The following is a 22,127-nucleotide window of genomic DNA, read 5'->3' on the forward strand; positions in this document are numbered from 1 at the left end:
AAAGAGGCAGGCCTTATCCACCGATCGCAAGGGCCGTCATGGCGGGCGCGGCCGAGGCGCGCGGGATGGGTGGGCGGGAGCGTGCCTCGGCCGCGCGTTTTCCACCCTGCGCAACGAAGACCCCCCGCGCCATCACTGGCACGGGGGGCTTTTCTTGTCGCAGAAGTCGGTTGGATCAGACTTCGGCTTCCAGCGCGTCCAGCGCGGCCTTCAGGTCGTCTTTCGAGACGTCCTTCTCGGTCACGGTGGCCTTGCCGAGGATCATGTCGACGACCTTGTCCTCGAACAGCGGGGCGCGGAGCTGCTGCTGCATCTGGGCGTTTTTCTGCACGAATTCGAAGAACTCACGCTCCTGGCCCGGATACTGACGCGCTTGCTGCAGGATCGCTTGGGTCATCTCGGCGTCCGAGACGGTGACCTCGGCCTTGCGGCCCACTTCGGCCAGCAGGAGACCCAGCTTCACGCGGCGCACGGCCAGCTTGCGATGCTCGTCCGAGATCTCGATCTCGCCGTGGTTGTGATCGTGCACTTCCGGGTGCTCGTCGTGCCACAGCTGGTGAGCGATCTGCGAGGCTTCGGCTTCGACCAGACCTTCCGGCAGCTCGAACGACACGTCAGCGTCCAGCTTGTCCAGCAGGGCGCGCTTGACGACCGCGCGCGACGCCTGAGCGTATTCGCCTTCCAGACCCTCACGGATCTGACCTTTCAGCGCGTCGAGCGACTCGGCGCCGAATTTCGAGGCCAGCTCGTCGTTCAGCTCGGCGGCTTCCGGCGCTTTCACACCCTTCACCACGCATTCGAACACGGCTTCCTTGCCGGCCAGATGGGCGGCGCCGTAGTTCTCGGGGAAGGTGACGGTGACGTCTTTGCTGTCGCCGGCTTTCACGCCCACGAGCTGCTCTTCGAAGCCGGGGATGAACTGACCCGAGCCCAGCACCAGCGGGTAATCGGTGGCAGCGCCGCCTTCAAAGGCCTCGCCGTCGACGCGACCGGTGAAGTCGAACACGACCTGATCGCCGTCCTCGGCCGCACCGTCCTTGTCGCCGAACGACTGCGCCTGCTTGGCGAGGTTCTCGAGAGCCTCGTCAACGGCGGCGTCCTCGGCCTTCACGACCAGACGCTCCAGCGCGATGCCCGAGAAGTCGGGATCAGCGATTTCCGGCAGGGCTTCGTAGGAGAGGTTGACGATCACGTCGTCGCCCTCTTTCCAGGTCTCGCCGTCCTGCATCTCGACCTTCGGCTGCATCGCCGGGCGGGCGCCGGTTTCGTCGAAATGGGCCTGCATGGCGCCGTCGACGGCTTCCTGCATCGCTTCGCCCAGAACGCGCGGGCCGAACTGCTTCTTCAGCATGGCCATCGGCACCTTGCCCTTGCGGAAGCCCTTGAGCTCAACCTCGGGCTGCGCTTCGCGCAGTTTCGCGTCCACCTTCTCGGCCAGCTCGGCGGCCGTGACGGTGATCGTGTAGCCACGCTTCAGGCCGTCGTTCAGGGTTTCGGTGACTTGCATCCTTGTCCTCGCATATGCTGACAGGCCGCCCGGTGGCGGCCTGAAGAAATCAGCGTCTTCCTAGAGTGCGCGACGGGGCGGATCAACCCTGAATCCGTCACGCGCCACGCGCGCCCCCCGTGACGCCCTGCAGGAAGGTCAGGATCCTCTCGGCCATATCGGCGTGCAGCTGCGCGCGCGTGCGCTCGCCCCCTGCCCCGTCGGCGCAGAGCGGATCAGCCTCACCTTCATCCGCAAGGATCTGCGCGCCAGCGGCTTTGCATTCAGCCAAGAAGGAGAAATGCAGCGCGCCGGGCACCAGATGGTACTCCGCCCGCGCGATGGTTTCGGCCACGGTGCGGGCATGGACCGGCGCGGGCACCTCGGCTTCAGCGCCTAGATTGAGCACCAACATCGGGATGTCGATCGCAGCGAGGCTCTCCTCAGTCAGGGTCTCGACGATGCCCGGATCGACGACCACCGCGAAGCTGATACGGGGATCGCGCAGGTCTTGGCCGGCCGGTTGCAGGTCCATCCGGTGCAGATCCACCCCGAAGCGGGCGAAGAAGTCACAATCGGACATGCCGCGCCCGCCCTGATCGCAGAAGGCCGCCAAGCGGTCGGGGTCCACCCGCGCACCGGAGACCGCAAGCGCCGTGTAGCCGCCCGCCGAGAAGCCGAGGACCCCGATCCGCGTCGGGTCGATGAAGGGATAGGCCTCGGGGTTGGCGGTGATCTCGTCCAGCACCGCGCTCAGGTCCTGCGGACGTTCCCAGATGCGCACGGCGGCCTCGGCCGAGGCATTGCGCGAGGTGCTGCCCGGATGGTTCGGCAGGGCGACGACATAGCCCGCCTCGGCCAGCTGCGCGGCGATCCAGCCGAATTGCCCGGCATTGCCCCCGGCCCCGTGCGAGATCAGGATCAGCGGGTGCCGCCCCTCGGCCATCGGCGCATCGCGGCCCGCCGGTGTGCCGTAGAAGACGCCGTTGCCGCCCACCGTGACCGCCCTGCCGCCCGGCTGCGCGGGATACCACAGGTGCAGATCGAGCGAAGTTTGCCGCAAAGGCGCCGGAACTTCGGTGTAGGTGATGCCGACGGTACCGGCATAGGGCTCGCGGAGCAGCTCGGTGCCGGCCCAAGCGAGGCCTCCAAGGCAGAGGGCGGCGGCAGTGAGGGGGATGAGCTTGCGCATCGTGGTTCTCCGTGGATCGTTGATGCGATTGTCCTGCCCGACGCGACCCTTCATGGCGTCCCAGATCACGTTCTAGGTCGTCCCGGATCGCGATCCGGGTTACGACCAAGGCGTTGATCCCCTTGGAATTGCCCAATGCTGCTTGTCCCCGTCACCCTGTTCGCCAGTGCCGCCCTCGCCATCATCCTTGGATACCTGCTGGCCAACCGGGATCTGCGCGTCACCGCCAACCGGATCTTCATCGCCTTGGTCACCCTGTACCTGCTGCAAAGCCTGCTGGTGTCGTTGCGGTGGGGCTATGAGTGGACGGCGCTGCGCCTGCCGATGGGATTGGTCGCCGCGCTGATCCCGTCGTGTACATGGCTGGCATTTCGGGCGCTGACCGGGCTGTCGCGACAAGTGATCGGCATGGCCTTGATCCCGGCCCTCGGGGGCTGGGCCGCGCTGGTGGTGGCGCCGGATCTCGCCGACCTTTTCATTCCGCTGGTCTATCTCGGGTTCGGGCTGCTGATTCTGCTGCAAGTGCTGCGCGAGAACGAGCCGCCGGCGCTGACACCTCTGGGCAATGCCCGTCAGACCCGTCTCGCCATGGGGGTGATCGGCGGCACCTTGGTCACCTCGGCCATGACCGATGGTTTCATCCTTTACGATTTCATCCGAACAGGAGGCCAAAGCGTCGGACAGGCCGTGTCCATCGTGCAGACCGGCTTCATCCTACTGGTCGGCGTCGCCGCGCTTTTCGGGCGTTCAAGCCCGGAGGCCGACGCGCCGACGATAGAAGACCCGGCCCCGATGCCTGACGCACAGCCCGACGACGCCGAGATGCAGGCGTTGCTCACCCGCCTTGAGGCGCTGTTCACAGAAGGCGGATTGCACCGCGATGAGGACCTCAGCCTGCGCAAACTTGCGCGACGGTTGGGTGTTCCGGATAGGCGGGTCTCCGAGAGTGTGAACCGGCTTCGCGGGCAGAACCTGTCGCAATTCGTCAATGATTTCCGCATCAAGGACGCGTGTCAGCTGCTGCGCTACTCGGATCAAAGCGTCCTGCAAATCGCGCTGACGGTGGGGTTTGCCTCGAAGTCTAACTTCAACCGCGAATTCGCGCGGGTGACCGGACAAAGCCCGACGGCATGGCGCAAGGCGTCAGCCACCGCTTGAGGTCAGAAAGGAGGGGATGGTGCGGGTGAAGGGACTCGAACCCCCACGCCAAAGGCGCCAGAACCTAAATCTGGTGCGTCTACCAATTCCGCCACACCCGCATCAGCTGCCCAAATATCCGGCTTCTTCGGACTGCACAAGACAACCTTAACGCTTAATCGCTAGACCTTCCCGCGCGCGCCCGGAAGGATGGTCGTAGGGAATCACCCTTCGCCCCGTCGGTCCGGGCCATAAGCCCCGAAATCGCGCGACGATTGCCACATTCCCGTCAAGTTTGTCGCCAAGCTGGAAACAGTACGCCGTTACGATCACCGCCCTCACGTTCGACAGAGGTTCTCGCCATGCTGCACCAGCTCGTTCCCCAGCTCGCTCCCCTGCCCCGCGTCACGCGACGTTCGCGGCCGACCGGCCTGACCGAAGGCACGATGGTGATGACCTCCGAGGGGGCGATCCCGGTGGAGTTCCTGCTCAGCGGCGACAAGATCCTGACCCGCAACGGCCTGATCGAATTGCGCGGCACCTCGGTGTTGCAGGCGCTGGAGATGGATGTGGTCGTCATCGACCCTGAGGCCGCCTGCCAAACCGATCCGCTGGCGGACACGATGGTTCTGCCGGCCAGCCAGCAAGTGCTGGTGCGCGACTGGCGGGCGATGATCCTGCATGGACAGGAAGAGATGCTGACGCCGGTGTCCTCGCTGGTCGATGACATCACCATCCGGCGTGAGACCCGGAAAAGCCTGCGCCTGTTCCGCCTGCATTTCGATGCGCCGCAGGTGATCAAAGCCGGCGGGCTGGAACTGGCCAGCGCCCGCAGCCGCGCCCCTCTGCCGACCGCCCGTACCTTCCTGCACTGACCTCTTAGCCCAGCAAACGGCGCAGTACGCCCGGCAAGGCCTCGGGCAGGTCTTCGGCGATGAGGCCGGGACCGACCTCCCGCGCACAGTCGACATGCAGCCATGCGCCCGCGCAGGCGGCATCAAAGGCTGGCACGCCGCGCGCCAGCAACCCACAGATCATCCCCGCCAGAACGTCGCCCGCGCCCGCCGTCGCCAACCACGGCGCCGGGCGCTCATATGCCGCCGCGTGCAGGGCCACCCGTCCGTCCGGCGCTGCAATCACCGTGTCCCGGCCCTTCAGCAGCACCACGCACCCGGCCCGCGCTGCCGCCGCCTGCGCAGCGTCGATGCGTGAAAAGAACGGGGCCTCCTTTGCCGCCATCCGCTCCGACAGATCGGGAAACAATCGGCGGAACTCGCCGTCATGAGGGGTCAGCACACAGCCCGGCGTCAGCGCGGTGAACAGCGCGTCCGGCACCTCGGCAAAGGCGCTCAAGGCATCTGCGTCCAGCAGGCAGGGCCGGCCCGAGGCCAGCGCCTCCGTCACCAACGTCGGTGCGCGGTCGAGGCCCAGCCCCGGCCCAAGGCACAGCGCCGAGAAGCGCGCATCCGCCAGAAGTTCCGCCAAGGCGGGAGCATCACCGACGCGGCGCAACATGACGGCATCGAGGCGCGCGGCATTCTCTTGCAGCGCCGCAGGCGGCACCCCCAAGGTCACCAGCCCCGCACCGATCCGCAACGCGGCCCGTGCCGCCATCCGGGCCGCGCCCCCGCGTCCGGCACCGCCAGCCAACACGAGCGCATGGCCGTGGTCGTACTTATGGCCGCCCCCTTTGCGCAAAAGCGCCGGATCGGGTGCCGCAACCATAGGCACCGCCCCCTCGTTAACGGGGGGCAGGCCGATGTCGTACACCGTCAGGGCGCCACAAAAATCGGGTCCCTTCGACAGGAAATGTCCGGGCTTTGCACAATGAAACGCCACACAGAGGTCGGCGGGTACAATCGGCCCGCGGTCCTCGCCTGTATCCGCACAGAGGCCCGAGGGCACATCCACAGCCACCACCGGCACCCCGCGCCAAGGTCCCTCGCAGGCCTCGGCCAGCTCGTAGAGGGCCCAGGCGATCGGGCCTGTGACTTCACGGGTCAGCCCGGTCCCCAGCAAGGCGTCGACGATCAGCGCCGGCGGCTCGCCCCGCAGTAAATCGTAAAGCGCCGAGAGCCAGGAGACCTCTCCCATCTCGCGCCATTTGTTCTGCATTTCCAAGGCATCAGGCGGAAATCTGGGGCTCTCGGCATGAAGCAGGACACGTGGAGAAAAGCCCTGCTCGGCCAGCAGCCGGGCAATCACGAACCCGTCGCCACCGTTGTTTCCCGGCCCGCACAAGACCAGCGCCACGGCCCCCGCCGGCGCCTCGACCAAGGCCGGCCAATGGCGCAGCGTGGCCTCCACCACGCCCTGCCCGGCGCGCTCCATCAAGGTCGATCCGGTGACGGCGCCCGACTCAATCGCCCGACGCTCGATGCTGCGCATTTGAGCAGATGTCACCAAATCCATCACTTCACCCGACAGCCGTTCTAGAATCGCCCAAACACCGCGCCACTTGCACATTATTTGTGCGGCCTGTAGCAAATCCCTGCGCCAATATCGGGAATTGCAGCCTGCGACAGGCTAGCGGATTGTGGCATGCTTGGGAAAGTGGTCAGTGGGGTCGAGCCCGAGAACGGGGACCCATCAAGGGGCCACCGAAACCGGACGGGGGAGCCGTATGAAGAAGATCGAAGCCATCATCAAACCCTTCAAGCTGGATGAAGTGAAGGAAGCCCTTCAGGAAATCGGCATCCAGGGTCTTTCGGTGATCGAAGTGAAGGGCTTTGGCCGTCAGAAAGGTCATACGGAGCTGTACCGCGGCGCAGAATACGTCGTGGACTTCCTTCCCAAGGTCAAGATCGAGGTGGTGCTGACCGACGACATGGTCGAGCCCGCCATCGAGGCGATCATCTCTGCCGCACGCACCGACAAGATCGGTGACGGCAAGATCTTCGTCTCGCCCGTCGAACAGGTGATCCGCATCCGCACCGGCGAGACCGGTGAGGACGCCGTGTGATCTGCGAACTCTCTCACTAACTAGGGGAAAAAGTATGAGCGTTGAATCGGTTCTCAAACTGATTGCCGACGAACAGGTCGAATATGTGGACATTCGTTTCACCGACCCGAAAGGCAAGCTGCAGCACGTCACGGTGATCGTTGACATCGTGGACGAGGACTTCCTGGAAGAAGGCTTCATGTTCGATGGCTCGTCCATCGCGGGCTGGAAGTCGATCGACCAGTCTGACATGAAACTGATGCCCGACCTCAGCAGCGTCTATGTCGACCCGTTCTACGCCGAGAAGACCATCGCGATCCATTGCGACGTGGTCGAGCCCGACACCGGCGAAGCCTATGCCCGCTGCCCGCGTCAGACCGCCAAGAAGGCCGAAGCCTACCTGAAATCCTCGGGTATCGGCGACACCTTCTACGCCGGTCCGGAAGCTGAATTCTTCCTGTTCGACGACGTGCGCTACTCGGTCACCCCGGCGAAAGTCGGCTACCAGATCGACGCCGATGCGGCGGCCTGGAACACCGATGCGGAATTCGAAGGCGGCAACCTCGCCCACCGCGCCGGCCACAAGGGTGGCTACTTCCCGGTCAACCCGATCGACGAAGCCCAGGACATCCGCTCGGAAATGCTGTCGACCATGAAGTCGATCGGCATGAAGGTCGACAAGCACCACCACGAAGTCGCGACCTGCCAGCACGAGCTGGGCATGATCTTCGGTGGTCTGGTCGAGCAGGCCGACAACATCCAGAAGTACAAGTACATCATCCACAACGTCGCCGCCGCCTATGGCAAGACCGCGACGTTCATGCCGAAGCCCATGAAGGGCGACAACGGCTCGGGTATGCACGTCAACATGTCGATCTGGAAAGACGGCAAGCCGCTCTTCGCGGGTGACCAGTATGCCGATCTGTCGATGGAAGCCCTGTACTTCATCGGCGGCATCCTGAAGCACGCCAAGGCGCTGAACGCCATCACCAACCCGTCGACCAACTCGTACAAGCGCCTGATCCCCGGCTTCGAAGCCCCGGTTCTGCGTGCGTACTCGGCTCGCAACCGCTCGGGCTGCGTCCGTATTCCGTGGACCGAATCGCCGAAAGCCAAGCGCGTCGAAGCCCGTTTCCCGGATCCCTCGGCGAACCCGTACCTGGCCTTCGCAGCTCTGCTGATGGCTGGCCTCGACGGCATCAAGAACAAGATCCACCCGGGCGAAGCCTCGGACAAGGACCTCTACGACCTGCCGCCGGAAGAACTGGCCCAGATCCCGACCGTCTGCGGCTCGCTGCGCGAAGCCCTGGAGGAGCTGGAGAAGGACATGGACTTCCTGCTCGCCGGCGACGTGTTCACCAAGGACCAGCTGGAAGGCTACATCGCCCTCAAGTGGGACGAAGTCTACGCCTACGAGCACACCCCGCACCCGGTCGAGTACCAGATGTACTACAGCTGCTGATCCCTTTCGGATCACGGCATCAAGGGGCGCCTTCGGGCGCCCCTTTCGCATGGCGCGGCCCCGCGGACCGGGGGCTGTGCAGCGCGCTCGGAAAGGCCTAGACTGGCGTCGTTTCCAGCCATTCCTTTGCCGAGCCCGCCATGAGCCGCTACCACCCGATTGATGTCCGTCACCCCTCGAACCGTGCGTATCGCAAGCGGAATTTCCTGCTGGACCCGCCCGCGCGCGATCTGGAAACGGCCCTGACCCCGGTCACCCAGCTGGACGGCGCCGAGACCAAGCCGCGCCCCGCGCGCACGGTGACGGCGCGCAGCGTCTCCTCCGGCACCACCAGCGCGCCCTGGGGCAAAAGCCAGCCGAGCACGCCCGCCGCCGTGGCCGAGGCCAACCTCAACAAGGGGCGTGGTCTGGCGAAGTTGCTGCGGTGGATCTTCTTCATCGGCCTGTTCCTCACGCTGTTTGGCCGAGAGCTTCAGGGCCCGCTCTACGATCTGTGGCGCACGATCCGCGCGGCGCTGTGGAACGCGGGCATCCCGATCCCGTTCTGAGCCGGGAAACAGACGCCTTCTCAGAGGCTTGCACTCATTCCGGTTTTCGAAAGTGTAAGAAATTGTAAGGACTTCGTTCGCGATCTGATCTTTGCATTCTGCTATTCTGTCCTTTCAAGCTCGGGGCTTGCCCGCGCGGAAAAGGAGAGTCATGCGCACGGGTACGGGCATCGCCGGGGCCACTTTGCTGTTTGAACCACGCGACGGTCAGCCCGACCTCGTGCTGGCGATGCAGTATCTGGTGGACGACCTGCGCGGTGAGGGGCGGCGCATCGCGGCGATGAAGCTGACGCCTTCGACCCTGCGGGTGCGCACCGATCCTTATGAGCTGATCCTGACGGTCGCCCAAGGTCCGGTTCCTCAGACCTCCATGCAGGGCCTTTTACGCCCCCCAGTCGGCGAGACGCCGGATTTCGCGCGGGTGCATATCGGGCGGACATTGCGGCTGCACAGCCACGCCATGGGCTTCCTCGTCCGGCGCAGGGGGGCACCGCTGCCCGATGTCGACGAGGCCCTACGTGCCTTGGCGCATGAGGGGCAATTCTGCCTGTTGTCGGTGATCGAGGCCGCGACGCCCTCGCTTCTGGTCTGGCAGCCCGGCAGCCTCGTCTTGACGGCCGAGGAATTCCGCCGCGCCGATACGCAGGTCTTGCTGACCCCCGGTGATGCTTCGGCGCCGTTGAGCATCCCGCCGATCGAGCGGCTGGGCCTGCCCCGCCCCGACATGGGGCTCACGGACACCAGCGCCCCCTCGCCCTTCGCGGCGCCCAAACCCGTGGACGAGGCCCCGCCGAAGCCCGGTTCACGCGCGGCGCGGCACGAAGCGCGCTCGCTGGGCAAGCTGTTCGCCAAGGACGTCGACCGCCCGCCTGTCCTGCCCCGCCTCGACCGCTCGACCGAGCGGGTGGCCGCAGCCCTGCGTCAACCCGATGACGCCCCCGCCCCTCGAAAGCGGGCCGTCTGGACCAGCCTCAGATCCTCGTCGGGGTCTGCCTGACACGCGGTCAGTCGTGCCGGGCGTCGAAAGCGGCCTCTTCCTCGGCCGTCAGGCTTTCGCGCGTCACTAGATAAGTGTGGATCGAGAACACGACCGCCCGCGTCGTCGGCAGCCGCATCAGCCCCTGCCGCTCGCAGCGGATATAGCCACGGCGACGGGTATCGGGCGGCCGCACCTCATCCTCGCGCCGGGGCTGATAGAGGGCGGAATCCACGTAATCCAGCATGTTCATCCGCCATAGCGGCTGCTCGGGCCGGATCGCGTCGAACAGGCGTTGCACCCGACTGGCCAGCCCGGTGTCGTACACAGCGACCGGCCGATGAATACCGGGCAACCCTCGGCCCAGCTTCTCGGACAGGGTCCAGCTGGCCGGAAAGCACAGCACCGCGGCGGTCAGGACATGGTGACCATCCGCCCCGGCCTCCATCACGCAGAGGTCTTCCTGCACCAAGCGCCCCAGACGGTCGAGAACCGGCAGATCATCCGCCACCAACCGCCCGTCCGGACAGCGCCACGCCGCCCCGTCGCGCCGAAAGCCCAAGCCCGGAAGCCGCGCCTGCACCGTCTCGGCCAGCTCGGCCAGCGCCGGGGCTGACACCGGCATCGCCCCGCGCACCTTGTCCGGAATCGCCCCCAGCAACCGCTCGCGCTCAGTCATCTGGCCGGCATAGGCCTCGTCCACACGCAGCCAATCGTCGGGATCCATCGGCAGGATCCCCGGCAGGCGCTTCAGCCGCGGGTCCATCCAGGGTTTCACCGGCAGCGCATCGTGCAAAACCGCCATCAACTCGTCCTTCTCGTCGCTGCTGGGCAAGACCGGCCTGAAGGGCTGCGCCAGCCTCGCTTCAGGACAGGAGTGTGCAGAATGGATCACTACGTCGAGCGGCGCAAGATCGACCCCAGCCGCGGGGCCTTTCTGGGCGATGGCACCCCCAATGACAATGACCGCGTCGAGATCGGGCCGACGCAGCTGGCGTTCCGGGAATGGGAGGCCGCGGGCCTTACCCTCCCCGACCTGCCCCGCATGCGCGCCTACCGCCTGCAACGGCTGGTCGAGGCGCTGCAGGCCCGGGATCTGGGCGCGATCCTGATGTTCGATCCGCTGAACATCCGCTACGCCACCGACACGACCAATATGCAGCTGTGGAACAGCCACAACCCGTTCCGCGCCTGCATGGTCTGCGCCGACGGCCATATGGTGGTCTGGGAATACAAGAACGCGCCCTTCCTCGTGACCTTCAATCCGCTGGTGGCCGAGCTGCGCCACGGTGCGTCCTTCTTCTACGCCGTCTCCGGTGACCGTGGGGCCGAGGATGCCCGCAGCTTTGCCGGTCAGGTCGATGAGGTGATGCGCGCTCATGCCGGATCGAACCGGCGGCTGGCCATCGACAAAATCCAGATCCACGGGTTGAAGGCGCTGGAGCGGGCCGGTTTCGAGGTGCATGAGGGCGAGGAGGTGACGGAACGCGCCCGCGCCATCAAGGGCCCGGACGAGATTCTGGCGATGCGATGCGCGCATTGGGCCTGCGAGGCCTCGATGTCTGACATGGAACATTTCGCACGGACTGAGATCCCCAAAGGCCATGTTTCCGAAGATGACGTCTGGGCGGAATTGCATAAAGCGAACATCCGCCGCGGTGGCGAATGGATCGAGACGCGGCTCCTCGCCTCAGGGCCCCGGACCAATCCGTGGTTTCAGGAATGCGGGCCGCGTCTGATACAGCCCAATGAGATCGTGGCCTTCGATACCGACCTCATCGGCTGCTACGGCATCTGCATCGACATCTCGCGCACCTGGTGGATCGGGGATCAGCCGCCGCGGCCGGACATGATTGCCGCGATGAACCACGGGCTGGACCATATCCGCGAGAATATGGCGATGTTGAAACCCGGCGTCAGCATCGAGCATCTGGTGCACAACGGCCACCAGTTGGAAACGCGGCACTGGGCGCAGAAGTACTCGTGCAAGATGCACGGGGTCGGGCTTTGCGATGAATGGCCCTATGTCCCCTACCCCGATGCCTGGGTTCCCGGCGCCTTCGACGCGGTGCTGGAGCCCGGCATGGTGCTCTGTGTCGAGGCGCTGGTCTCGCCCGAGGGTGGGGATTTCTCGATCAAGCTGGAGGAGCAGGTCCTCATCACCGACACAGGCTACGAGAACCTGACGCGCTATCCCTTCGACCCCGCCTTGGTGGGCTGAAACGAAACCGGGGCGTCCAGCGCCCCGGTCCCTCATTCTGCCGCGTGTCGCGGGCTGCGGCTGTCGCCCTCGCCGTCGGCCTCGGGGCTTTCGGCGGGCTCAGGCCGCGGCTGGGCAGGGCGCGGGATGTCCATCATCGGATCCCAGATGATCTCGGCATGGCGGACCTTGCGGGCGCGGCGGGTCAGGCGGAAGTCCTCACGCACCTGACGATCGGTGGCCGCCCGCATCAGCGGCAGCGCCTTGGTGAACAGCGCCTCGATCCAGATCCGCGCGGCCAGCAGCGCCGGCGTCAGCACCAGCGTCAGCACCGTCGAGACACCGAGGCCGAAGACCACCGCCGTCGCCAGCGGCTTCCACCACAGCGAGGTCGGACTGTCGATGGTGTAGCCGCCGTTCACGAAGTCGATGGACAGCCCCAGCATCATCGGCGCGAGGCCCGCCATGGTGGTGATCGTCGTCAGCATCACCGGGCGGATCCGTTGCTCGGCCGTGCGGACAATGGCCTCCAGCCGCGGCATGTAGCGCACGAATTCCTGATAGGTGTCGATCAGCACGATGTTGTTGTTCACCACAATCCCGGCCAAGGCGACGATCCCCGTCCCGGTCATGATCATCGAGAAGCTCTGCTGCATGTAGAGCATGCCGATCAGCACCCCTGCGGTCGACAGGATCACCGCCAAGAGCACCAGTAAGGCGTTGTAGAAGCTGTTGAATTGCGCCAGCAGGATGATGAACATCAGGCCCAGCGCCGCCCCGAACGCCACTCCGAGGAAGGCTCCGGTCTCCTCCTGATCCTGCTGCTCGCCGGTCCATTGCCAGCCGATCCCGGTGGGCAGAGGCTCCTCGGCTTCCAGCCATTGGGTCAGGGCCGCGATACGCTCGGACGGGGTGACGGGCACGATGTGCAGCCCCTCGTCGGCCAAGGCAGCGCGGGCGTCGCGGGCGGCGTCGGCCGCGGCCGAGCCCTCAGGATGCAGGCGCCAGTCGAACTCGGCGGCGGGGGCCAGACGAGCGACATTGCCGTCGACATCCGTCAACGCGACCATGTCGGGCGCGGCATCGGCCTTCACGTCGAAATAGCGCTCCTCGCCGAAGCGGTCGATGGTGCCGCGCAGGGCAACGGGCTCGCGGGTGACGAAGTTCGACAGCGGCACCATCCCGCGCGACGTCGGCACGCGCAGGGTGTCCAGCGTGGCCAGCAGGCGGTCATCCTCGGGCAGGCGAACGCGGATCTCGATCTCCTCGTCCGACGTATCGACGCGCATCGTGTCCAGCATGATGCCGCGCGTGATCAGCTGCACCATGCCGCCCACCGTCGCCACATCGGCGCCGAACCGGCCGGCGGTGGCGGTGTCCACGCGGATCTCCCAGTCGATGCCGGGCAAGGGGCGGCTGTCCTCGATGCCGGTGATCCCGCCGATCTCGTGCATGCGGGCTTCGACCGTTTCCACGGCCTGCCCGAGCGTTTCGAAATCCATGCCGGTCAGGCGCAGATGGATCGGTTTGGACGAGGCCGGCCCGCCCGACATGATCATATATTCGGTAATGATCCCGGGGATCTGGCGGAACTGCGCTTCCATCCGGTCGAGGATCACCTGCCCGCGCAGCGCCGGGTCGTCGCCGCGCTGGTCCCAGTTCAACAGTTCGAACTGGACCTGCCCGATGGCGTCCCGCGGGGCCTGCCCGCCGCCAGTGTTCGAGTTCAGCCCGCCCTCGCCCGCAAAGGCGAAGCTGGCGGAGATACCCGGCTCGGCGAGGACGATGTCCTCAACCTGCCGCAGCAGCGCGTCTTCCTCGGCCAGCGACAGGTTGCCCCGCGCGCGGACATAGACGATGCCCTGCTCGGGCTCGCTGTCGACGAAGAATTCGACGCCGTAATTGTTCTCGCCGTAATAGCTGAAGACCTGCATCACACCGAAGACGATGCCGGCGGTGACGACGAAGGGCATTACCGGGTTGCCGACGATCCCCTTGATCACCCAGCCGAAGGGCGAATGCCGATAGCCGGATTGGATCGCCTGCGGTTTCGGCTGCAATTTCAGCGCGGTGAGGGTGATCGACATGCCCGCCGAGCCCAGCGCCATGATGACCGCTCCGAGGGAGACGGCGACCAGCGCGGGCCCCTCGCCCCCCAGCAGGCCGGGGTTCAGCATCAGCGCAAGGCCCCAGACCAGCATCGCCAGTGCGACGGCCATGAACGGCAGGCGCAGGAGCCACGGCAGGCGGCGCAGGCGACCGGCGATCTGGTCGAAGCGGCGGGCGATGCGGCCCGTGACGCCGCCCAGAACCGGCAGGAAGATCAGCGCGACGATCAGCGACGACGACAGCACGAAGATCAGCGTGACGGGCAGCATGCCCATGAACTCACCGGCGACGCCCGGCCAGAACAGCATCGGCAGGAAGGCGCACAGCGTTGTCGCGGTCGAGCTGATGACCGGCCAGAACATGCGCTTGGCGGCGGTGGTATAGGCTTGCATCGGCCCCTTGCCCTGCGAGATCTCGCTGTCGGCATATTCCGCGACGACGATGGCGCCGTCGACCAGCATGCCGACGGCCAGGATCAGGCCGAACATGACGATGTTCGAGATCGTCACCCCCATGATGCCCAGCAGGATGAAGGACAGAAGGAACGACGCCGGGATCGAGAAGCCCACGAGCAGCGCCGTGCGCGTGCCGAGCGAGGCCAGCACGACGATCATCACCAGCGCGATGGCGGTCAGAACCGAGCCTTCCAGCTGCGAGATCATCGAGGCGACCTGATAGCTGCGGTCCAGCGCCGTGGTCACATGCACCGCGTCGCGCAGATCGGCGGGCCAGGCAGCCATTTCAGCGTCGATGGCGGCGCGGACCTCGTCGACGGTGTCGATCAGGTTGAAGCCCTTGCGCTTCACGACCTGCAGCGCCAGCGTCGGCTCGCCGTTGAAGCGCGCGGTGCCCTCGCGGTCCTGAAAGGTCATGTGGATCGTGGCGAGATCGCCCAGCGTCACCGTGCGGTCGCCGTTCACCTTGATCGGCAGGTCGTAGATGTCCTGCGGATCCTCGAACGAGCCGGGCAGCGACAGAGAGAAGCGCCCGCTCTCGGTCTCGATCTCGCCGGCGGCAACCAGCTGGTTGTTCATCGTCACGGCGTTGATCAGCTCGCCGGCGCTGACGTTGTAGGCCTCCAGCGCCATCGGGTCGATCACCACCTCGACCATTTCCTCGCGCGTGCCGGCCACGTCGGCGCTGAGCACGGCCTCGACCCCCTCGATCGCGCGCTCCAGATCGCGGGCGGCGCGCATCAGGGTGCGTTCAGGCACATCGCCGGACACCGCCACGAAGACGATGGGGAATTGGCTGAAGTTGAATTCGTTGATCGTGTAATTGTCCGCGCCTTCAGGGAAATTCGCGGCGGCGCGGCTCATGCGGTCGCGCACGTCGGCGATGGTCGCGGTCTTGTCCCAGTCGAATTCGAACTCCAAGACGACCGAGGCATAGCCCTGATAGGCCGTCGCGGTCATGTCGGTGAGGCCGGTGATACCCGAAAGCTCCTGCTCCATCGGCCGGACCAGCAATTGCTCGCTATCCGCGGCCGAGATGCCTTGGAACGGCACCGAGATGAACAGCGCCGGCACTTCGATGTCCGGCTCGCCCTCTTTGGGCAGGCCGACATAGGCCATCATCCCCGCGCCCAGCGTCAGGGCGACAAAGGCCAGGACCATCCGCGCCCGCGCGGCGGCCCAATCGATCATGCCGCTCATTCCGAGGCCCCCTCGTCACGGCGGCTCACGCGCACCTCGATCCCGTCGGTCACGTATTCCTGCCCGACGACGATGACATCGGCCGTCTCGGGCAGGCCCGAGACCCAAAAGCCCTGCGGCGCATCGCGCAGCACGCGCACCGGCGCGAAGAAGGTATGGTTCGTCTCATCGACCAGCCGCAGGCCCAACACGCCCTCGTCGTCGATGGTCAGCGCCGAGCCCGGCACCAGATGCCCGCGCGTCGCGGTGGCGGCGACCAGCATGTCGGCACTCATCCCGTCGCGAATGGCGAGGTCGGGGTTCGGCACGGTGATCTCGACGCGGAAGGTGCGGGTCGCGGCATCGGCGGCGCGGGCGAGGAAGGTCACCCGCCCCTGCACGCGCTGGCCGTTCGACAGCTGCGCGCCGGCCATGGCGCCGACGGCGAGGCGGTCGATCTGCGCCTCGGCGGCGAAACCGACGATCAGCATCGGGTCCAGCTGGTAGATCGTGGCGCAAAGCCCGCCCGCCTGCATCAGGCTGCCGGTTTCCGCCGAGTCGTCTTCAAGGATACCGGCGAAGGGGGCGGTGATGGTCAGGCGGTCCAGCTCGGCCTGCGCGGCGGCGACGGCGGCATTGGCGGCCTGCACGTTGGCTTGGGCGGCGCTGACGGCGGCCTCGGCGGTGGCGGTGGTGTTCTGGGCGCGGAAGCCCCCCTCGGCCAAACGGGAGGCGGTGGTACGGTTCAGCTCGGCCTCGGCGAGACCGGCCTCGGCGCCAGACAGCCGCGCCTGTGCCTCGGCCAGAGAGGCAGAGCGCGTGCCGGGATCAAGCTCGCACAGGAGATCCCCCTCGGCGACCTGCGTGCCGCGGGCGCGCGGTGTCGACAGCACCAGCCCCTGCGTCTGGGCCCGCACCTCGACCGAGCGCGAGGCTTCCGAGCGGCCGCGCAGCACGATGGCGCTTTCGAGATCCTGTTCGGCGATCCGCTCGACAACCACGGCGAAGGGCGCGTCGGCATCGGGTTCGGGCAGGGCCTCGACCGGCGTGGCGGCTTCCGCGGTGCCGGGTTCGACACCCGCCCAGGACAGCAGCGTCTCACGCTCCATGACGAACATGTAGAGGATGACCAGCACCAGGGTGGCAGTGATCAGGGGGACGACGCGCATGCTTACACCTTTCGCCGCCCGTCGCCGCCTCTGCGGTCCTTCGGGCGATTTTCGCTTTACCGGATGCCGCTCCCGTTCGCGGGAGCAGGTCTTTACCTGTCTTCTATACGCAGCGGGTTTCCGCCGGATTACCGCTGACGCCCGCGTAATGCAATTCCCGAGGGCCTTTTGCGCCTGCGTCAAGGTGCCTCTCGAATGTTTGTTCTGCACCGCGGCAGATCAAGAGGGCAGGCTTGCAAAGACGTGATGGGAAAAGCGGCAAAGCCTTGCACGGCCCCGGCCAGCGCCCTTGGCAAGCCTGCGTCTTCCGGGCTAAGAGTGGCGGGCACCGCTGCCGGTTTCGCGGCCGGGAGACGCAGGGCAAGAAGGCAGGAGGCCAGACGTGAGCAACCCCGAGAGCTTCATCGACGAGGTCAACGAGGAACTCAAGCGCGACCGCCTGTTCGCCGCGATGCGCAAGTATGGCTGGATCGCCGTGGTCGGCGTCGTCGTGCTGGTCGGCGGCGCCACCTACAACGAATACCGCAAGGCACAGGCCACCGCCGAGGCGCAGGCCTTTGGCGACAGCGTCGTGGCCGCGCTGGAATCGGAAGATCCCGCCGCCCGCGCCGAGGCCCTGTCCGCCATTCAGGCGACCGGTGACCGCGCCGGCATCCTGAACCTGCTGCTGGGCGCAGCCGAAGTCGCCGCCGAGGACCGCCCCGACGCGATCGCCGCGTTGGCCTTGGTCGAGAACGACTCGACCCTGCCCGCCAGCTATCGCCAACTGGCCGGTCTGAAGCGCGTGATCATCGGTGGGGAGCTGATCCCCGCGGATGAGCGTGCCGCGACCCTTCAGGCACTGGCCACGCCCGGCAACCCGTTCCGCGCGCTGGCGATGGAGCAGCAAGTGCTGCTGACCATGGAAACCGGCGACCGCGAGGCTGCGTTGACGCAGGCGCAGGCGCTGCTGCAGGAACCCGACCTGACCGCCGGCCTGCGTCGCCGCGTGGCGCAGATCATCGTCGTCCTCGGGGGCGAGCAACCGACCGACCTCGGCTGAGACCAGCCCGCGCAGAGGAGAGACCGCCATGTCCGCGATCCGCAATGCCGCCCTGCTCGGGCTCGTGGTGCTTGCCGCCGCCGCGTGCAACCGCGAGCGCCCGCTGGAGGGCGAACGCCTCGACATCCGCGCGCCCTGGGGCCAGACGGAAGGCGCAACGCAGAACCGCGCGCTGCCGATCTCGCTGCCCGCGCAAAGCGCCAATGGCAGCTGGACCCAGCGTCAGGGTACCGCAGGCGCGCGTCCGGGCCACCCTGCCCTCTCGGCCAACCCGCAACTGATCTGGAGCACCCCGATCGGCGAAGGCGATGGCCGCCGTCGGCGCCTGTCCACCGATCCCGTAGCCGCCGATGGCCGCGTCTATACCCTTGACGCCGCGCAGCGCGTGCAGGCGACGTCGACCTCGGGCGCCGTGCTGTGGTCGGTTGACCTGACCACCGCGCGCGAAGCCCGGTCGTCGGCCTCGGGCGGTGCCTTGGCTGTCGCGGGCGGGCGGCTCTACGTCACCTCGGCCGCCGCCTTCGTCGCCGCGCTGGACGCGTCCACCGGCCAAGAGCTGTGGCGCGTCGACATGGACAGCCCGCTGACCGGCTCGCCCGCTATCAGCGGCGACACCGTCTATCTCTCGGGCATCGATTCCACGCTGACCGCGCTGGACGCGGCCTCGGGGCGGATCCGCTGGACCATCCCCGGCACCCCGGCCAGCAGCGCCGTCGCCGGTGGTTCGGCCCCCGCGATCGCCGGCGATCTGGTGATCTTCCCGACCCAGTCGGGCGAGTTGACCGCCGTGCGCCGCTCGAACGGTGGGCAGACCTGGACCACCAGTGCCGTCGGCCGCCGCACCGGCGCCGCGCTGGGGATCATCAGCGCCATCACCGGGGACCCGGTCGTCGATGGCAGCCGCCTCTATGCCGCCAACCAGTCGGGCCGCACCTTCGCGCTGGAGGCCGCAACCGGCCGTGCCATCTGGACCACGGATGAAGGCGCCAACGGGCCGGTCTGGCCTGTCGGCGGCTCGGTCTTCCTGATCTCGGATCAGAACCGCCTGATGCGCCTCGACGCCTCGGACGGCACGGTGATCTGGGCACAGGATCTGCCGCTGTTCACAACCACCCGTACCCGCCGTCAGGCCCGCATCTTCCCGCAGTACGGCCCGATCCTGGCCGGCGGCCGCCTCTGGGTCGCGTCGGGCGACGGCGTGCTGCGCGGCTTCGATCCGGTCTCGGGCAGCACCGTGGCCGAGGTGGCGATCCCCGGTGGCGCCGCCTCGGGTCCGATCGTGGCGGGCGGCATCCTCTATGTGCTGAACCGTGACGGGCAATTGCTGGCCTATCGCTGACGGCTTTACAATCCGCGTGCCGCCGCTTATTGCGGCGGCTTCCGCCTTGAGAGTCCGCCATGTCCTTCACCCTTGCCCTCGTGGGCCGGCCCAACGTGGGCAAGTCCACGCTCTTCAACCGCCTCGTCGGCAAGAAGCTTGCGCTGGTCGATGACCAGCCCGGCGTCACGCGCGACCTGCGCGAGGGCGAAGCGCGGCTGAACAACCTGCGGTTCACCGTCATCGACACCGCCGGCCTTGAGAATGTCACCGACGACAGCCTGCAGGGCCGCATGCGCCGCCTGACCGAGCGCGCGGTCGAGATGGTCGATGTCTGCCTGTTCATGGTCGATGCCCGCGTCGGCATCACTCCGGCCGACGAGATCTTCGCCGACATCCTGCGCAAGCGCGCCCGCCACGTGATCCTCGCTGCCAACAAGGCCGAGGGACGTGCCGGCGAAGGGGGCGCGCTGGAGGCCTGGTCGCTGGGTCTGGGCGAGCCGATCAGCATGTCGGCCGAGCATGGCGCAGGCCTTGACGAGTTGTACCATCAGCTTCTGCCGCTGGCGAAGGGCTTCGAGGAGCGTTCGCAGGCCGAGGCGCCTGTCACCGATGTCTCCATCGCCGAGGACAGCGAAGACGACAACACCGAGGGCGAAGAGGCCCCGACCTGGGCCCCGACCGAGCATCGTCCGCTTCAGGTCGCCGTCATCGGCCGCCCCAACGCCGGCAAGTCGACGCTGATCAACCAGATCATCCGCGAGGACCGCCTGCTGACCGGCCCCGAGGCCGGGATCACCCGCGACTCGATCGCCGTGCCCTTCGTCTGGAACGGCACGCCGATGCGGCTGTTCGACACCGCGGGCATGCGCCGCCGCTCACGCGTGACCGACAAGCTGGAGAAGCTCTCGGTCGCGGACGGTCTGCGCGCGGTCAAATTCGCCGAGGTCGTGGTGGTGCTGCTCGATGCCGCCATCCCCTTCGAGACGCAGGATCTGCGCATCGCCGATCTGGCTGAGACCGAGGGCCGTGCGGTCGTCGTCGCGGTCAACAAATGGGATCTCGAGGACGAGAAGCAGGACAAGCTGAAGCACCTGCTCGAAGGTTTCGAGCGGATGCTGCCGCAGCTGAAAGGCGCGCCGCTGGTGACCGTCTCGGCCAAGACCGGGCGCGGCATGGACCGGCTGCATGACGCCATCCTGCGCGCGCATGCGATCTGGAACCGTCGCGTCGGCACCTCGCGCCTGAACAACTGGCTGGGCGCGATGACCGAGGCCCACCCGCCCCCTGCGCCGGGCGGCCGCCGCATCAAGCTGAAATACATCACGCAGGCAAAGACGCGTCCGCCGGGCTTCGTGGTGAAATGCTCGCATCCCGACGAGCTGCCCGAGGCCTACCGCCGCTATCTGGTGAACGGCCTGCGCGAGGCCTTCGATATGCCGGGCACGCCGATCCGGCTGTTCTTCCGCTCGGACAGCAAGTCGAACCCGTTCAAGGGTCGCAAGACTGCCCAGCCCTCGCGGTTGAAGAAACACATCAAGCCGGGGCACTGACCCCTTCAAGGGCCCTCAAGGGCCCTTTTGCTTTGGCCCTCTAGCTTGATCTGCATCAAGGCAGCTCCCGGCCTGCCCCCTATTGTGGTTGCAAATGCAACGGGATCATCCGGGGGACGCACCATGGGACTTTTCAGCAAGCTGGACAAGCATAGCGGCCTGATCGGCACGATGGCCGAGACGGTGCATGTCGACCTGACCGAGGCAATGGCCAATGGCCAGCTCTCGGGTCAGGAGCTGCGCAATGCGGTGATGGCCTGCATGGGCTGTGAAGGCGTCTGCGACTGTGCCGAGTGGCTTGAGGCGCACAAGGCCGGGGCTGACGCCACGCCGGGCTATTGCCGGAATGCCGGGCTGATGGCGCGGCTGCAGCAGGCCGGCTGACGCCCACGAAATCCCCCGGGGAGCGGGGCTGTCGCGTGGTGCAACACGCGGACAACCTTGTGGGGGACGGCGTTGTCGGTCGTCGGAGCAGGCACGCCGGGACGGGCGGCTGGCAGGCTAACCCCCTGCCGCCGCCCCTTTTCTCTGTCAGCCGAAGCGGCTGAAATCCGGCTTGCGGCGCTCGGCGAAGGCGGCGAAGGCTTCCTGCGCCTCGCCGCTTTGCAGCTGGGCGTTGAAGTGCGCGCCCTCCTCGGCCATGCGGGCAACCAGTGCTTCGCTTTCGCGCATCAGGCTTTTCGAGATCTGCACGGCGGCCGGAGGCTGAGCCGCCAGACGGGCCGCGACGCCGAGGGCGATCTCGTGCAGCTCGTGCAGCGGCACCACCCGGTTCGCCAAGCCCCAGGCCAGCGCCTGCGGGGCCAGACAAGGCTCACCCAGCGCGAACATGCCGAAGGCGCGCAGATGGCCGATCCGCGCGGGCAACAGCAGCGAGGACGCGGCCTCGGGCACCAGCGCGAGGTTGACGAAGGGCGTGATCAGCGCGGCGTCGTCGGAGAGGATGACATAGTCGCAATGCAGCAACATCGTCGTGCCGACGCCGACCGCCTTGCCCTGCACGGCGGCCACCAGCGGCTTCTTCGCGCGCGCCAAGGCCTGCAGGAAGCGCAGCACTTCGGCGGTCGAGGCCCCCTCGGACGAGCCGCGCTTGACGAAATCGGCGATGTCGTTGCCGGCGGAGAAGGTATCGCCCTCGGACCGGATCAGCACCACGCGGATCGCCGGATCGGCATCCGCGGCCTCGATCCCGTCGGCCAACGCGGCATACATGGGCGCAGTGATCGCGTTCTTCTTCTCGGCCCGGTCAAAGATCAGCGACAGGATGCCGTCGCCCTTTTCCACCCGAATGCCCATGGATTCCGTCATCGCTGCCCCTCCGCCCTGATGCTGGGCGCCACTGTCCCGTCTGGGCGCAACG

Annotated in this window: 18 protein-coding genes and 1 tRNA gene; 11 read left to right on the forward strand and 8 right to left on the reverse strand. The window is 66.9% G+C overall.

Annotation, left to right across the window (positions count from 1 at the left end):
- Nucleotides 1-175: 175 nt before the first annotated feature.
- Nucleotides 176-1,507 carry a trigger factor gene (gene tig, locus BCY78_RS18880; protein ID WP_068304968.1) on the reverse strand — a complete coding sequence of 444 codons (1,332 nt, stop codon included), beginning with the start codon at nt 1,505-1,507 and terminating at the stop codon, nt 176-178.
- A gap of 97 nt (nt 1,508-1,604) precedes the next feature.
- Nucleotides 1,605-2,678: a prolyl oligopeptidase family serine peptidase gene (locus BCY78_RS18885; RefSeq protein WP_068304970.1), complete on the reverse strand. Its 1,074-nt coding sequence runs from the start codon at nt 2,676-2,678 to the stop codon at nt 1,605-1,607.
- 135 nt (nt 2,679-2,813) lie between these two features.
- Here BCY78_RS18885 and BCY78_RS18890 point away from each other — a divergent pair, with 135 nt between their 5' ends.
- Nucleotides 2,814-3,836: an AraC family transcriptional regulator gene (locus tag BCY78_RS18890; RefSeq protein WP_068304971.1), complete on the forward strand. Its 1,023-nt coding sequence runs from the start codon at nt 2,814-2,816 to the stop codon at nt 3,834-3,836.
- A gap of 17 nt (nt 3,837-3,853) precedes the next feature.
- On the opposite strand, the gene BCY78_RS18895 is transcribed toward BCY78_RS18890, so the two are convergent.
- Nucleotides 3,854-3,937: transfer RNA gene (locus BCY78_RS18895), tRNA-Leu, on the reverse strand.
- A gap of 240 nt (nt 3,938-4,177) precedes the next feature.
- Between BCY78_RS18895 and BCY78_RS18900 the strand changes: the two genes are divergently transcribed.
- On the forward strand, nt 4,178-4,690 hold the full coding sequence (locus BCY78_RS18900; RefSeq protein WP_068304973.1) for a Hint domain-containing protein: 513 nt from the start codon (nt 4,178-4,180) through the stop codon (nt 4,688-4,690).
- A gap of 4 nt (nt 4,691-4,694) precedes the next feature.
- On the opposite strand, the gene BCY78_RS18905 is transcribed toward BCY78_RS18900, so the two are convergent.
- Nucleotides 4,695-6,281: an NAD(P)H-hydrate dehydratase gene (locus BCY78_RS18905; protein WP_255403163.1), complete on the reverse strand. Its 1,587-nt coding sequence runs from the start codon at nt 6,279-6,281 to the stop codon at nt 4,695-4,697.
- Between the two features lie 157 nt (nt 6,282-6,438).
- On the opposite strand from BCY78_RS18905, the gene BCY78_RS18910 reads away from it, so the two are divergent.
- The 4 genes from BCY78_RS18910 to BCY78_RS18925 all read left to right on the forward strand — a co-directional run bounded on the left by BCY78_RS18910 (nt 6,439) and on the right by BCY78_RS18925 (nt 9,763).
- Nucleotides 6,439-6,777, forward strand: a complete 339-nt coding sequence (locus tag BCY78_RS18910; RefSeq protein ID WP_068304975.1) for a P-II family nitrogen regulator — start codon at nt 6,439-6,441, stop codon at nt 6,775-6,777.
- A gap of 34 nt (nt 6,778-6,811) precedes the next feature.
- Nucleotides 6,812-8,218 (forward strand): type I glutamate--ammonia ligase, encoded by a 1,407-nt coding sequence (glnA, locus tag BCY78_RS18915; protein ID WP_068304977.1) that lies wholly within the window; start codon nt 6,812-6,814, stop codon nt 8,216-8,218.
- A 140-nt stretch (nt 8,219-8,358) separates the two neighbouring features.
- Nucleotides 8,359-8,766 (forward strand): hypothetical protein, encoded by a 408-nt coding sequence (locus BCY78_RS18920; RefSeq protein WP_068304979.1) that lies wholly within the window; start codon nt 8,359-8,361, stop codon nt 8,764-8,766.
- Between the two features lie 151 nt (nt 8,767-8,917).
- The gene (locus BCY78_RS18925) at nt 8,918-9,763 is read left to right on the forward strand and encodes a hypothetical protein (protein WP_068304981.1); all 846 of its coding nucleotides are present in this window, start codon (nt 8,918-8,920) and stop codon (nt 9,761-9,763) included.
- Between the two features lie 7 nt (nt 9,764-9,770).
- Here the strand turns inward: BCY78_RS18925 and BCY78_RS18930 are convergent, their stop codons facing one another.
- Nucleotides 9,771-10,577, reverse strand: coding sequence for a DUF3445 domain-containing protein (locus tag BCY78_RS18930; RefSeq protein WP_233499442.1), 807 nt, complete (start codon nt 10,575-10,577; stop codon nt 9,771-9,773).
- A 51-nt stretch (nt 10,578-10,628) separates the two neighbouring features.
- Between BCY78_RS18930 and dddP the strand changes: the two genes are divergently transcribed.
- Nucleotides 10,629-11,963, forward strand: coding sequence for a dimethylsulfonioproprionate lyase DddP (gene dddP, locus BCY78_RS18935; protein WP_068304985.1), 1,335 nt, complete (start codon nt 10,629-10,631; stop codon nt 11,961-11,963).
- Between the two features lie 32 nt (nt 11,964-11,995).
- Here the strand turns inward: dddP and BCY78_RS18940 are convergent, their stop codons facing one another.
- Entirely contained in the window at nt 11,996-15,706 is a 3,711-nt protein-coding gene (locus BCY78_RS18940) for an efflux RND transporter permease subunit (protein WP_068304986.1), read from the reverse strand.
- Nucleotides 15,703-16,854, reverse strand: a complete 1,152-nt coding sequence (locus tag BCY78_RS18945; protein WP_068304988.1) for an efflux RND transporter periplasmic adaptor subunit — start codon at nt 16,852-16,854, stop codon at nt 15,703-15,705. Before BCY78_RS18945 ends, BCY78_RS18940 begins: the two co-directional genes overlap by 4 nt.
- A gap of 382 nt (nt 16,855-17,236) precedes the next feature.
- On the opposite strand from BCY78_RS18945, the gene BCY78_RS18950 reads away from it, so the two are divergent.
- From BCY78_RS18950 to BCY78_RS18965, 4 genes are all read left to right on the forward strand, one after another.
- On the forward strand, nt 17,237-17,896 hold the full coding sequence (locus BCY78_RS18950; RefSeq protein ID WP_068304990.1) for a tetratricopeptide repeat protein: 660 nt from the start codon (nt 17,237-17,239) through the stop codon (nt 17,894-17,896).
- 28 nt (nt 17,897-17,924) lie between these two features.
- Nucleotides 17,925-19,235 carry a PQQ-like beta-propeller repeat protein gene (locus tag BCY78_RS18955; RefSeq protein ID WP_068304992.1) on the forward strand — a complete coding sequence of 437 codons (1,311 nt, stop codon included), beginning with the start codon at nt 17,925-17,927 and terminating at the stop codon, nt 19,233-19,235.
- A 59-nt stretch (nt 19,236-19,294) separates the two neighbouring features.
- On the forward strand, nt 19,295-20,767 hold the full coding sequence (gene der, locus BCY78_RS18960; RefSeq protein ID WP_068304994.1) for a ribosome biogenesis GTPase Der: 1,473 nt from the start codon (nt 19,295-19,297) through the stop codon (nt 20,765-20,767).
- 123 nt (nt 20,768-20,890) lie between these two features.
- A complete protein-coding gene (locus BCY78_RS18965) occupies nt 20,891-21,151 on the forward strand; it encodes a DUF6455 family protein (protein ID WP_068304996.1) in 261 nt (86 codons plus the stop codon).
- Nucleotides 21,152-21,298: 147 nt separating this feature from the next.
- Here BCY78_RS18965 and BCY78_RS18970 read toward each other — a convergent pair whose 3' ends face one another.
- Entirely contained in the window at nt 21,299-22,075 is a 777-nt protein-coding gene (locus BCY78_RS18970) for an enoyl-CoA hydratase (RefSeq protein ID WP_068304998.1), read from the reverse strand.
- Between the last annotated feature and the right edge of the window lie 52 nt (nt 22,076-22,127).

The organism is Pararhodobacter sp. CCB-MM2 (genome assembly GCF_001691415.1).
GTDB lineage: Bacteria > Pseudomonadota > Alphaproteobacteria > Rhodobacterales > Rhodobacteraceae > Pararhodobacter.

What these genes read in the sequence shown, in the direction of transcription:
- BCY78_RS18890 (WP_068304971.1), top strand. Translation starts at nt 2,814, where the DNA reads ATGCTGCTTGTCCCCGTCACCCTGTTCGCCAGTGCCGCCCTCGCCATC.
- BCY78_RS18945 (WP_068304988.1), bottom strand. Translation starts at nt 16,854, where the DNA reads ATGCGCGTCGTCCCCCTGATCACTGCCACCCTGGTGCTGGTCATCCTC.
- dddP (WP_068304985.1), top strand. Translation starts at nt 10,629, where the DNA reads ATGGATCACTACGTCGAGCGGCGCAAGATCGACCCCAGCCGCGGGGCC.
- tig (WP_068304968.1), bottom strand. Translation starts at nt 1,507, where the DNA reads ATGCAAGTCACCGAAACCCTGAACGACGGCCTGAAGCGTGGCTACACG.
- BCY78_RS18955 (WP_068304992.1), top strand. Translation starts at nt 17,925, where the DNA reads ATGTCCGCGATCCGCAATGCCGCCCTGCTCGGGCTCGTGGTGCTTGCC.
- BCY78_RS18925 (WP_068304981.1), top strand. Translation starts at nt 8,918, where the DNA reads ATGCGCACGGGTACGGGCATCGCCGGGGCCACTTTGCTGTTTGAACCA.
- BCY78_RS18940 (WP_068304986.1), bottom strand. Translation starts at nt 15,706, where the DNA reads ATGAGCGGCATGATCGATTGGGCCGCCGCGCGGGCGCGGATGGTCCTG.
- BCY78_RS18900 (WP_068304973.1), top strand. Translation starts at nt 4,178, where the DNA reads ATGCTGCACCAGCTCGTTCCCCAGCTCGCTCCCCTGCCCCGCGTCACG.
- BCY78_RS18970 (WP_068304998.1), bottom strand. Translation starts at nt 22,075, where the DNA reads ATGACGGAATCCATGGGCATTCGGGTGGAAAAGGGCGACGGCATCCTG.
- BCY78_RS18885 (WP_068304970.1), bottom strand. Translation starts at nt 2,678, where the DNA reads ATGCGCAAGCTCATCCCCCTCACTGCCGCCGCCCTCTGCCTTGGAGGC.
- glnA (WP_068304977.1), top strand. Translation starts at nt 6,812, where the DNA reads ATGAGCGTTGAATCGGTTCTCAAACTGATTGCCGACGAACAGGTCGAA.
- BCY78_RS18965 (WP_068304996.1), top strand. Translation starts at nt 20,891, where the DNA reads ATGGGACTTTTCAGCAAGCTGGACAAGCATAGCGGCCTGATCGGCACG.
- BCY78_RS18905 (WP_255403163.1), bottom strand. Translation starts at nt 6,281, where the DNA reads ATGTGCAAGTGGCGCGGTGTTTGGGCGATTCTAGAACGGCTGTCGGGT.
- der (WP_068304994.1), top strand. Translation starts at nt 19,295, where the DNA reads ATGTCCTTCACCCTTGCCCTCGTGGGCCGGCCCAACGTGGGCAAGTCC.
- BCY78_RS18920 (WP_068304979.1), top strand. Translation starts at nt 8,359, where the DNA reads ATGAGCCGCTACCACCCGATTGATGTCCGTCACCCCTCGAACCGTGCG.
- BCY78_RS18910 (WP_068304975.1), top strand. Translation starts at nt 6,439, where the DNA reads ATGAAGAAGATCGAAGCCATCATCAAACCCTTCAAGCTGGATGAAGTG.